Raw genomic sequence first — 12,079 nt, forward strand, 5'->3', positions numbered from 1 at the left:
GTGGGTCACGTGCTCAGCCCCCGGTGACCTTGGCGTAGGTCTTGACCATGGCCGCCTCGTCCTCCTCCTTGAGGGGGGGCCAGGCCTGCACCCGGTCCAGCACCTCCTGTGAGGGGTTGACCAGCGGGTTGTCGACCAGTTCGGGGTTCACCTTCGCCAGTGCATCGTCCATGTCGCTGAGCACGGGGATGTACTGGACGTAGTCGGTGAGCATGGCGTAGTTGTCCTTGTCGTAGACAAAGTTCATCCAGGCCTCGGCGCCGTCGAGGTTCTTTGTTGTGATCGGCGCCACCATCGTGTCGATAAACATGGTGCCGCCGCCCTCGGGCACCACGAACTCGATGTCGGGGTTGTCCGCCTGCAGTTGAGCGACGTCGCCCGAGTACACCTGGGCGATGACCACGTTGCCGTTCGTGAGGTCGTCCTGGTAGTCGTTGCCCGTGAACCGCCGGATCTGCCCATCCTGGTTTTTCTCGGCCACCAGGTCGGACGCCTGCTGCACATCCTCGACGGTGACGTCGGCCAGATCGACGCCTTGGGCCAGCATGATCATGCCCAGGCCGTCCTGCATGTCGGACAACATCGACACCCGGCCCTTGAACTTGGGGTCCCACAGGTCGTCGACCGAAGTGATTTCCCGGCCGGTCTCGGCCTTGTTGTAGGCCAGTCCGGCGAACCCGGTGAAGTAGGGCATCGAGTAGACGGCTCCCGGGTCCCAGACGCCCTCGATCAAATCGGGTCGGACGTTCTTCATGTTCGGGATCTTGGCGTGGTCCAGCTTGGTGAGCCACCCGAGGCTGATCAGGCGGGTGGTCATCGAGTTGGTGGGGATCACCAGGTCGGCTCCGATGTCCTGGCCGGCGGCGAGCGCGTCCCTGTTGGCGGCAAACCAGGTTTCGTTGTCCTGGAAGTTCTCCTTGTAGTCAACGGTGTATCCGGTCTCCTTTTCGAACTTCGCGTTGAAGCCCTCGGCCATGTACAGCGGCCAGTTGGAGATCCGCAGCAGCTTGCCGCCCGAGTTCTGGTCGCCGCCTCCGTCTGAGGAGGACGTCTCCGAGTCGCCGCCGCAACCGGCCAACAGGCTCGGTCCCAGCAACAGGCCGCCACCAAGCGCGGCGCCACCACCCAGGAACCGTCGTCGTGACCACTGGGCTTGGGCGAGTCGGCTGGTGGCATCGGTTGGGGTGGGGCTCATGAGCGTTCCTCTGCGGTCGGTGGGGCGTTGGGTTGGTTGATCGGCGGTGTCGGTGGCCGGCTACTCATCGACCGCGTCGGGGTCGTCCACTGCGGGTAGCGGGGCGTCGGGCAGCACGCAGGCGGCGTCGTCGGGCCAGTGGGCCCACAACCGGTCGCCGGGCCGCAAGCCGGGCAGGTGGTCCTCCGGGCCCAGGTGGGCGATCACTGGGTGCCCGTCGGCCGCCCGCATCGACAGGCGCACCACCGGGCCCTGGAAGGTGAGGTCGGTGACGGTCCCCTCGACGGCGGAGGCGGCCTCGGGCCGTTCGGTCGCCACCGAGAGGCGCTCGGGGCGCACCATCACCACCACCTTGCCGGGTTGCACTTGGGGCGAGAAGCACCTGGCTCCCACCGTCGAGCCCAGCGTGGTGGCGGTGGCGTGGCCGCCGCCGACCGACTCGGCGGTGCCCGGCCACAGGTTGGCCTGGCCGATGAACCCGGCCACGAACACCGACGCGGGCCGTTCGTAGACCTCCGAGGGCGTGCCGATCTGCTCGACGCGACCGGCGTTCATCACGGCCATGCGGTCGGCCATCGTGAGGGCCTCCTCCTGGTCGTGGGTGACGTGCACGAAGCTGATGTCGATCTCTCGCTGGATGCGCTTCAGCTCGAACTGCATCACCTGACGCAGCTTCAGGTCGAGCGCGCCGAGGGGCTCGTCCAAAAGCAGGGCCGCCGGCTCGTTCACCAGGGCTCGCGCCAGCGCCACCCGCTGCTGCTGGCCGCCCGACAGTTGCGAGGGCTTGCGGTCGGCGAACTCGCCCAGGCGGACCACCTCGATGACGGCATCGACCTTCTCGCGCACCTTGGCCGCATCCCACTTCTTTGCGCGGGGGCCGTAGGCGACGTTGTTCCACACGTTCATGTGGGGAAACAGGGCGTAGTGCTGAAACACCGTGTTGACGTTGCGCTTGTGCGGCGGGGTGCGCGAGACGTCCTCGCCATCGAGCCGGATGGCGCCGCTCGTCGGGGTTTCGAAGCCCGCGATCATGCGCAGGGTGGTCGTCTTGCCGCAGCCGGACGGGCCCAGCAACGCGAAGAACTCGCCCTGCCCGATCGAGAAGTTGGCGTCGTCGACGGCCACGAAGTCGGTAAACGCCTTGGTCACATGGTCGATCTCGATGATCGGTGGGCGTTCGCCGACCGCAGCCCTGGACGTTGGGACGCCGTCGGTCGACACCTGCCCGGGGGCGGTCTCACCGTCGGCGGTCGCAGCAGTACTCACACCAGTCGTCCCCTCGTCGGTGCCGAGCGATGCGGCGCCGGCGGCGCCACCCCCTCGCTGCGGACCGTCCGGCCCGCCCACCCTGTCCCCTGATCCGCAACTGTGCCACCGGACACGACCCCTCGCAAGCGTTTCTAACGTGAAAGAGAGGATTTACGACGGAATCCCTTGCATTCGCCCGCTCCAGCGCCCAGCATCTGCACTCAGGGGCAACCACGAGCGGTACGCGTCGTCGGCTTTCGGGCTGGCGACGCTGGCGTATTCAGGGTCGCGGTCGCGCAATCGAATCGTCCGCACCCTTCAACTCACATCACACGGGGAGCGACGGACCTATGGCCATGCAGAATTACATCGGGGGCGAATGGCGAGACGCCGCGTCGGGCAACACCGACGCCGTCGTCAACCCGGCGACGGGCGAGCAGATCGCCGAGGTGGCGGCGAGCGGCGCCGAGGATGTCGATGCGGCGGTCCAGGCGGCCACCGAAGCGTTTGGTGCCTGGAGGCGCACCACGCCGCGCGACCGCTCCGAGAAGCTGCTGGCCCTGGCCGATGCGGTGGAGGACAACCTGGACGAGCTCCAGCGCCTCGAGATGGAGAACGTGGGCAAACCGGCCTCCATCATCGAGTTTGAGTTCGACCTGACGGTGGACAACCTGCGGTTCTTCGCCGGGGCGGCCCGCACGCTGAGCACCCAGGCGGCCGGCGAGTACCTCGAGGACCACACCTCGATGCTGCGGCGCGACCCGCTGGGCGTGTGCGCCGGCATCGCCCCGTGGAACTACCCGCTCAACATGGCGACGTGGAAGCTGGGTCCGGCCCTGGCCGCGGGCAACACCTTCATCCTCAAGCCCAGCGAGCTCACCCCGATGACCGCGCTGAAACTGGCGGAGATCTCGGCCGACATCTTCCCGCCGGGCGTGTTCAACGTGGTGACCGGTCAGGGCGAGACCGCCGGCGACGCCATCGTCACCCACCCGGATGTGGCCATGGTGAGCATCACCGGCGACGTCGACACCGGCAAGCTGATCGCCCGCAACTCGGCGGACAGCCTGAAGCGGGTGCACCTCGAGCTGGGCGGCAAGGCACCGGTGGTGGTCTTCGACGATGCCGACCTGGAGACGCTGGTGGCCACCCTGGCCGAGACCGGCTACTACAACTCGGGTCAGGACTGCACTGCGCCGTGCCGGGTCATAGCCGGGCCCGGCATCTACGAGGACCTGGTCGCCGCCCTGTCGTCGGCCGTGGGCGGGCTGGTCACGGGCGATCCGACCGACGAGGCCACCGAGATCGGTCCCGTCGTGTCGTCCGGGCAACAGGAACGCGTGGCCGGCATGGTCAGCCGGGCCGCCGAGGCCGGGGCCGAGATCACCGTCGGTGGCTCCACGCTGGCCCGCTCCGGGTACTTCTATGCGCCGACGGTGGTGGCCAACCCGGCCCAGGACGCCGAGATCGTGCAACGCGAGGTGTTTGGCCCCGTCGTGTCGGTGCAGCGCTTCGTCGACGAGGACCAGGCGCTCGCCTGGGCCAACGACGTGAGGTACGGGCTCGCATCCTCAATTTGGACCAGCGATGTCTCCCGGGCGATGCGCATGAGCTCGCAGTTGCACTTCGGCACCGTGTGGGTGAACGACCACATTCCGATCGTGTCCGAGATGCCCCACGGAGGCTTCAAGCAGTCGGGCTACGGCAAGGACATGTCGATCTATTCGATCGAGCACTACACCGAGCTGAAACACGTCATGGTGAAGTTCTAGCGGCGCCGGACGTGGCCGCCACCGATCATCCCCCGCACCCCGGGCGGAACGATCCGCCCGGGGTGATGCCCGCCGAGACCGACCGGCACGAGCGCACCCTGATCGCCTGGCCGACCGAGGTGCGACGGGCGTTCTTCGGCGGTCACCTCGAGGCCGCCCGCACGGCCTGGGCCGACGTTGCCCGGGCCGTGGCCGGGTACGAGCCGGTCACGATGGTGGTCAACCCGGGGGAGCGAGCGAGCGCCGAGGCGCAGTTGGGCGAGGCCGCTGCGGCCCCGGCGCCCGGCGTGACGTTGCTGGAGCTGGCGATCGACGACGCCTGGATGCGCGACTCCGGGCCCATCGTGGTGCGTCGGCCAGGCGGCGAAGGCGCCGACGACCGCATCGCGATTCAGTTCGGGTTCAACGCCTGGGGCGAACTGGTCGAACCGTTCGACAGCGACGCCGTCGTTGCGACTGCGGTCGCCGAGCATCTGGGCCTGCCGGTGCTTTCAGCGCCGTTCGTGTTGGAGGGCGGCTCGATCGCGGTGGACGGTGCAGGCACGCTCGTCACCACCGAGCGGTGCCTGCTCAACCCCAACCGGGGGCCGCTGCCCGACGGCTCACCACGCACCAAGGCCGGCATGGAATCGTTGCTGTCCCACTGGTTGGGGGTCGAGCGCGTGGTGTGGCTGACCGACGGCCTCACCGACGACACCGACACCGACGGCCACGTCGACAACGTGGTGGCCATCCCCCGGCCGGGCGTGGCGCTGCTGCAGGGGTGCGACGATCCCGGCGATCCGGACGCCGCCACGGCAGCGGAGAGCGAGCGCCGCCTGAGGGCGGCGGGCTTCGAGGTGGTCATCTTGGAGGCGCTGCCCCGCACCGAGTGCCACGGGCGAATGGTCGAGGTGCCGTACCTCAACTTCTACGTCGCCAACGGGTTGGTTGTCGTGCCGGTGACCGGCCACGCCTACGACGACGAGGCGTTGGGAATCATCGGCGAGCACTATCCGGGCCGGGAGGTCGTGGCGGTCGACGGCGCCATGATCGCCTACGGCGGGGGTGGGCCGCACTGCATCACCCAGCAGGTGCCGGTGGTTGGGCAGGCGCGGTGAAGCTCATCACCAACCTCGGGGGAGCGGACTCACCGGCCCGCACCCGTGCGCCCGAACGGGGCACCTTCCGGGTGGGGGCGGTTCAGACGGCGTGGCATCGCGACGCCGGCGAACACCGGGCCACCCTGACCGCCGGCGTCGAGCTCGCCGCCCGGGCCGGTGCGCAGCTGGTGTGCCTGCAGGAGCTGACGCTGTCGCCCTACTTCGCCATCGTGCCCGACGGAGCCGAGGCGCTCGGCGTGGCGGCCGAGCCACTGCCCGGCGGCCCGACCCACGCGTTCGCCGCCGAGCTGGCGGCGCGCTTCGGCCTGGTCGTGCACGCCTCCCTGTTCGAGGCGGCGGGGGAGGCGGAGCACCCGTCCGTCGGCGCCGTGCCGGCCGGTGGAGGGGGCTTCAACACCGCCATCGCGGTCGGCCCCGATGGCGAACTCTTGGCCCGAACCCGCAAGCTGCACATCCCGGTGACCGCCGGCTACTACGAGGATCGCTACTTTGCGCCGGGCGACACCGGCTACCCCGTCGTCGACGTGGGGCCTGCCCGCATCGGGTTGCCGACCTGCTGGGACCAGTGGTTCCCCGAACCGCCCCGGGCCTACTCGTTGGCGGGGGCCGACCTGCTGGTGTACCCGACCGCCATCGGCTCGGAGCCCGACCATCCCGGCTTCGACACCCGGCCGCTGTGGCAGCAGGTGATCGTCGGCAACGGCATCGCCAACGGCCTGGCGATGGTGGCGGTCAACCGCATCGGCACCGAACGGGCGGCCGACCTGGTGGCTGCGGGGACGGCGCCCGATCCGCCGGACACGGCGATCACGTTCTACGGCAGCTCGTTCATCTCCGACCCGTACGGTCGGATCCTGGCCCAGGCGCCGCGCGACGCCGATGCCGTGCTGGTGGCGGACGTTGACCTCGACGCCAAGCGTGATTGGCTGGAGCTGTTCCCGCTGCTCACCACCCGGCGCCCCGACACCTACGGTTCGATGACCGCCCAATGACCGACCCCTCAGCGATGGTCCTGGAAGTCGAACCAGCGGCTGACGAGCGGCAGGTAGGCGTGGCGCCAAGACGACAGGGGCACGTTGCGATGCTTCAGCTCGGCCAGCGCCGGGGGTGGCGCCTCACCGGTCAGAACCTGACTCAGCCGATGCCCCAACCAGGTGTTCATCGCCACGCCGCTGCCGTTGCAGCCGGTGGCGTACCAGGCTCCATCCAGGCGCCCGACGTGGGGCAGGCGGTCCAGCGTGAGCGCCACGTTGCCGCCCCAGGCGTGCTCCACGGCGGTGCCGGCCAGTTGGGGGTGGACCCGCAGCATCGAGTCGTAGAGGAAGTCGCGGGCCTCGGGCACGTCCACCGGGTCGAGGCTGCGGCGCCCGCCGAAGGCCAGGCGCCGGTCGGGCGTGAGGCGCCAGTAAAACAGAAAGTTCTTGGTGTCCACCATCATCCGCCCGGTGGGGCTGACGCTTCGGGCCAGCTCCTCGGGCAGCACCTCGGTGGCGATGATGTAGCTGCCGACCGGCACCACCTTGCGTCGCAGGTCCGGCGTGGCGGCATCGGCGTAGGCGTTGGTGGCCAGGATCACGTCGGCGGCATCGACGCTGCCCCGCGTGGTCGTCACCCGGTGGCGCCCCCCGCGTCGGCTCAGGCCGGTCACCCCGGTGCGGTCGATCACCCGGGCACCGGCGTTCATGGCCCGGGTGGCCAGGCCGGCGTGAAGCCTGGCCGGGTGCAGCCCGCCGGTGCGGTCGAAGACGACCCCGCCGTGAAACGCCTCGCTGCCGATCTCCGCGCCCAGGTCGCCGGCCTCGACAAACCTGACGGCCTCGCCCAGGGCGGCGTGTTCGGCCGCCTGGTGGCGCAACTCGTCGGTGTGCGATGGCGAATGGGCCAGGTACAGCTGACCGTTCCGGACGTAGTCGCAGTCGATGCCGGCTCGGCCGTCATCGCCGGCGATGGTGGTCTCGACGAAGTCGAACGCCTCGTTCGCCTCGGCGTACAGGCGGGTGCCCAGCTCGCCGTAGTGCCGCTCGAGGCCGGCCGGCCCGGACTTGAGCTCGGGGATCACCATGCCGCCGTTGCGGCTGGAGGCGCCCCAACCGAGCGGCTCGCGGTCGAACACCACCACCGAGCGTCCGGCAATCGCCAACGTGTCGGCGGCGGCCAGGCCGCACAGCCCGGCGCCGACGACGACGACGTCGACCGAGGTCGGCAGGTCACCCCCGGTGGTGAGAGGCGGCGTCACCTGTGCCTGCCACAGCCCGGTTTCGGTGTAGCTGGGAGCAAGCAGGGCAGGCACGTTGCGCAACCTACCGCCGCGCCCGTCGCCTGTGACCGAAAACCCCTGCCCAACGGTGCGCCACCGACCAACTCACCGACACGATCCGCCTCGCGGTGGATCCGACGATCAAGGACATCATCGTGAACGACACCGAGCGCAACGAAACCGGCACAGCGCTGCTCACCATCGACCACTGGTTGGAGGACGCACGCTGGGCGGGCAACGGCGAGCGCGTCGGCGACGTGTTCGATCCCGCCCGGGGCGAGGTGGCGGCGCGGGTGCGGCTGGCCTCGAGCGACGACGTCGACACGGTGGTGCTGTCGGCCCGTCGGGCGCATGTCGGCTGGCGTGAGACATCGTTGTCCAGGCGCAGCGCCGTGCTGTTCGCTTTTCGGGAGGCGCTCATGCGCCGGGCGGACGAGCTGGCGGCGGTGATCAGCGCCCAGCACGGCAAGGTGCGCTCCGACGCCGCCGGCGAGTTGCAGCGGGGCATCGAGGTGGTCGAGTTCGCCTGCGGCATTCCCACCCTGCTCGCCGGCGCCCACAGCGAGGGCGCCTCGACCCACGTCGACGTCACCACGATCCGCCAAAGCGTCGGCGTCACCGTTGGCATCACCCCGTTCAACTTTCCCGCGATGGTGCCGCTGTGGATGTGCCCGGTGGCCATCGCGTGCGGCAACTCGTTCATCCTCAAGCCGTCCGAACGCGACCCGGGGGCGTCGATGATCCTGGCGGAGAGCTGGGCGGAGGCCGGGCTGCCCGCCGGTGTGTTCAGCGTGCTGCACGGCGACGCCAACGTGGTCAACGCCCTGCTGACGCACGCCGACGTGGACGCCGTCTCGTTCGTGGGCTCCACCCCGATCGCCCGTCACGTCTACGAGACCGCCTCGGTCACCGGCATGCGGGTGCAGGCGCTGGGCGGGGCGAAGAATCACATGATCGTGCTGCCCGACGCCGACCTGGAGGCCGCCGCCGACGCTGCGGTCAGCGCCGGCTACGGCTCGGCCGGTGAGCGCTGCATGGCCATCTCGGTGGTGGTCGCCGTCGACCCGGTGGGCGACGAGCTGGTCGAGGCGATCGCCGAACGCTCCAGTAGCATCGTGGTCGGCCCCGGCTCGGATGATGCCTCCGAGATGGGCCCGCTGGTGACGGCGGCCCATCGCGACCGGGTGCGGGGCTACGTCGACGCCGCTGAGGCCGACGGGGCCACGCTGGTCATCGATGGCCGGACGCTCAAGGTGGCGGGCAGCCCCGACGGGTACTGGATGGGCCCGACGCTGATCGACGACGTCACCACGAACATGTCGGTGTACACCGACGAGGTGTTCGGCCCGGTGCTGTGCGTGGTGCGGGTGCCCGACTACGAGGCGGCCGTCGAGCTGGTCAACACCAACCCCTACGGCAACGGGGTGGCCATCTTCACGGCCGATGGCGGGGCGGCCCGGCGCTTCAGCGCCGAGGTGGAGGCCGGCATGGTGGGGGTCAACGTGGCCATCCCGGTGCCCGTCGCCTACCACTCCTTCGGCGGCTGGGGGGAGTCGCTGTTCGGCGACACCCACATCTACGGTCCCGAGGGCGTTGCCTTCTATACCCGCAACAAGGTGATCACCACCCGCTGGGCCGATCCGTCCACCCGGGGTCCCGACCTGGGCTTCCCCACCCACACCTGAGGAGTTTGACCATGACTACCGACGTGACACCGATGCGGATCGACGGGGCGGCCGTCGGCGCCGACGAGCACACCACCGTGTGCTCGCCCTACGACGGGCGTGAGCTGGGGCGGGTACCCAGGGGGACCGAGGCCGACGTCGACCGTGCGGTGGCCGTGGCGCTCGAGCGTCATCTCGGGGGAGCGCTGCCGGCGCACGAACGGGCCGAGATCCTCGATCGGGCGGCGGTGGCGCTCACGATCCGTCACGAGGAGTTCGCCCAATCGATCAGCGCCGAGGCGGCCAAGCCGATCGCCACCGCCCGCGTTGAGGCGGCCCGGGCGGTCGACACGTTCCGCTTCTCCGCCGCCGTGGCCCGCACGATGACCGGTGAGATGGTGCCGATGGAGGCCTCGTCGGCGGGCCTCGGCAAGCTGGGCTTCGTCCTGCGGGTGCCCATCGGCGTGGTCGGGGCGATCTCACCGTTCAACTTTCCGCTCAACCTGGTCACCCACAAGGTGGCGCCGGCGATCGCCGCCGGGTGCCCGGTGGTGCTCAAGCCGGCGTCGTCCACCCCGCTCACGGCGCTGCTGCTCGCCTCGATGCTCGAGGACGATGCCGGCCTGCCGCCCGGGTGGCTCAACGTGGTGACCGTCCCCGGTTCGGTGGCCGACGCCCTGGTCACCCACGACGATGTGGCCGCCATCTCCTTCACCGGCTCGCCCGACGTGGGCTGGGAAATTCGGGCCAAGGCGCCCCGCAAGCGGGTCGGGCTCGAGCTGGGCAACAACGCCCCGGTCATCGTGCACCGCGACGCCGATGTGGCTGTCGCCGCGCAACGGGTGGCCGCGGGCGGCTACTCCTACTCCGGGCAGACGTGCATCTCGGTGCAGCGGGTGTACGTCCACGACGACGTGGCCGACGAGTTCCTCGGCGCGTTCGAGGCCGAGGTGTCCGCTCTGGTGGTGGGCGACCCGGCCGACGGCGCCACCAACGTCAGTGCGTTGATCGATCGGGGCGAGACCGACCGGGTGGTCGGCACCGTCACCGAGGCGATCGCTGCGGGGGCCACGGCGGTCGTCGGCGGCGGGGTCGCCGACGGGCTGCTGGCGCCCACCGTGCTCAGCGGGGTCACCCCCGACATGGCGGTCAGCCGCACCGAGGTGTTCGGCCCGGTGGTCGGCGTGGCCAGCTACAGCGACGTAAACGACGCGTTCGCCTGGGCCAACGACAGCCGCTACGGGTTGCAGGCCGGGATCTTCACCAACGACCTGTCGCTGGGCCTCGATGCCGCCCACCGCCTGGACTACGGCGGGGTGTGCGTCAATGAGGTGCCCACCTTCCGAACCGACCAGATGCCCTACGGCGGCATCCGCGATTCGGGCAACACCAAGGAGGGTCCGGCCTGGGCGGTGCGGGAGATGACCGAGGAGCGCATGGTGGTCATCACCCGCTGATCAGCGGCGTCGCTCACAGCAGGTCGAGCACCTCGGCCACCATGTCGGTCGTCGTCCCGGGGTGCAGAAACGCGCAGCGCAGGATCGGCTTACCGTCGTGGTTCGATGGCACGACGAAGCCCACCTGATCGGCCAGCAGTTGGTCGGAGAATCGCTGGTAGTCGCCGGCGTTCCAGCCGGAGCGCGTGAACGCCACAACCGACAGCTGAGGCTCGATCACCAGGTCGAGGTGCGGCGCCTCCCTCACCCGGTCCGCAGTCCAGCGGGCCAGGCTCAGCGCAGCCTCGATCGCGTCCCGGTAGGCGCCCAGGCCGTGCACGGCCAGCGAGAACCACAGGGCCAGCCCCCGGGCCCGACGGGTGAGGTGATGGGCGTAGTCGGCCGGGTTCCAGCCGACGTCGCTTGGGTCGCCCGTGTCGTGCAGCACGTCGAGGTAGCCGGCGTGCTGGGCGTGGGTGACGGCGGCGACCGCCGGCTCCCGGTACAGCAGCGCGGCACAGTCGAACGGCGCAAACAGCCACTTGTGCGGGTCGACCACCATCGAGTCGCAGCCCTCGATGCCGTCGAACCGGCTGCGGGCCGACGGGGCCAGGCGTGCCGCCGCCCCGTAGGCGCCGTCAACGTGAAACCACCACCCGTGCGCCGCAGCGACGTCGGCGATCGCATCGAGTTCGTCGACGATCCCCAGGTTGGTGGTGCCGGCGGTGGCGACCACCGCCATCACCCGCTCGGGTTGCTCCAGCCGGCCCGCCACCGCCGCCAACCCCCGGCCGGTGAGGCGGCCGTCGACCGTCGGCACCGTGATCACGTCGACGTCCAGCAGGTGTGCGGTGTTGCTCACCGAGCTGTGGGCCTGGTCGGAGCACACGATCGAGGTGGCCGCCCGAGCGTCGCCAAGACGCCGCCGGGCCGCGTCGCGAGCGACGGCCAGCGCCGACAGGTTGCCAGCACTTCCGCCCGACACAAAGCAGCCTCCGGCCGAGACGGGCATGCCCATCTCAGCCGCCAACACGGCCAGCGCCTGGTTCTCGGCATGCACGGCGCCGGAGGCGTCCAACCACGACGTGGCGTTCAGCGACGACGCCGACACCACCATGTCGAACATCAGCGACGCCTTGGTGGGCGCAGCGGGAATGAACGAGAGATAGCGCGGGCTGTCCACCGAGATCACCGACGTGGCGAGCACGTTGGTGAATTGGGCAAACACCTCCTCCGGCGGTCGCGGGCGCTCGCCGATCAGGTTGGGCGCCCGCTGCGCGAGCGACGTCATCGATTCGGGGTGGTCGAGCGGCACGGGATCCAGCCCCAGCCGGTCGACCACATAGTCGGCGACCAGCGACATGATCCGGTCGGTCACCTCATCGCTCTGGTGCATCCGCCCAG

At 70.1% G+C, this 12,079-nt stretch carries 9 protein-coding genes; 5 read left to right on the forward strand and 4 right to left on the reverse strand.

The genetic code is table 11. The annotated features are described in order from the left end of the window. Positions 1-13: 13 nt before the first annotated feature. Positions 14-1,195 (reverse strand): spermidine/putrescine ABC transporter substrate-binding protein, encoded by a 1,182-nt coding sequence (locus IPN02_15510; protein MBK9298210.1) that lies wholly within the window; start codon positions 1,193-1,195, stop codon positions 14-16. Positions 1,196-1,255: 60 nt separating this feature from the next. After that, the gene (locus tag IPN02_15515) at positions 1,256-2,362 is read right to left on the reverse strand and encodes an ABC transporter ATP-binding protein (GenBank protein MBK9298211.1); all 1,107 of its coding nucleotides are present in this window, start codon (positions 2,360-2,362) and stop codon (positions 1,256-1,258) included. Positions 2,363-2,793: 431 nt separating this feature from the next. Between IPN02_15515 and IPN02_15520 the strand changes: the two genes are divergently transcribed. From IPN02_15520 to IPN02_15530, 3 genes are read left to right on the forward strand one after another with little or no spacing between them, the layout of a single operon-like run. Next, on the forward strand, positions 2,794-4,215 hold the full coding sequence (locus IPN02_15520) for a gamma-aminobutyraldehyde dehydrogenase (protein MBK9298212.1): 1,422 nt from the start codon (positions 2,794-2,796) through the stop codon (positions 4,213-4,215). Between the two features lie 11 nt (positions 4,216-4,226). Then, a complete protein-coding gene (locus IPN02_15525) occupies positions 4,227-5,315 on the forward strand; it encodes an agmatine deiminase family protein (protein MBK9298213.1) in 1,089 nt (362 codons plus the stop codon). Further along, positions 5,312-6,310 carry a hydrolase gene (locus tag IPN02_15530; GenBank protein ID MBK9298214.1) on the forward strand — a complete coding sequence of 333 codons (999 nt, stop codon included), beginning with the start codon at positions 5,312-5,314 and terminating at the stop codon, positions 6,308-6,310. The genes IPN02_15525 and IPN02_15530 overlap by 4 nt, the downstream gene beginning before the upstream one ends. An 8-nt stretch (positions 6,311-6,318) precedes the next feature. Here the strand turns inward: IPN02_15530 and IPN02_15535 are convergent, their stop codons facing one another. Then, a complete protein-coding gene (locus IPN02_15535; protein MBK9298215.1) occupies positions 6,319-7,608 on the reverse strand; it encodes an FAD-binding oxidoreductase in 1,290 nt (429 codons plus the stop codon). 107 nt (positions 7,609-7,715) lie between these two features. On the opposite strand from IPN02_15535, the gene IPN02_15540 reads away from it, so the two are divergent. Together IPN02_15540 and IPN02_15545 are read left to right on the forward strand one after the other, a co-directional pair. Further along, positions 7,716-9,260 (forward strand): CoA-acylating methylmalonate-semialdehyde dehydrogenase, encoded by a 1,545-nt coding sequence (locus tag IPN02_15540; protein MBK9298216.1) that lies wholly within the window; start codon positions 7,716-7,718, stop codon positions 9,258-9,260. An 11-nt stretch (positions 9,261-9,271) separates the two neighbouring features. Beyond that, a complete protein-coding gene (locus IPN02_15545; GenBank protein ID MBK9298217.1) occupies positions 9,272-10,696 on the forward strand; it encodes an aldehyde dehydrogenase family protein in 1,425 nt (474 codons plus the stop codon). A gap of 13 nt (positions 10,697-10,709) precedes the next feature. On the opposite strand, the gene IPN02_15550 is transcribed toward IPN02_15545, so the two are convergent. Further along, on the reverse strand, positions 10,710-12,071 hold the full coding sequence (locus tag IPN02_15550; protein ID MBK9298218.1) for an aminotransferase class V-fold PLP-dependent enzyme: 1,362 nt from the start codon (positions 12,069-12,071) through the stop codon (positions 10,710-10,712). Positions 12,072-12,079 lie beyond the last annotated feature (8 nt).

Origin of the sequence: Candidatus Microthrix subdominans (assembly GCA_016719385.1) — a bacterium.
In the GTDB taxonomy this organism is placed as follows: domain Bacteria; phylum Actinomycetota; class Acidimicrobiia; order Acidimicrobiales; family Microtrichaceae; genus Microthrix; species Microthrix subdominans.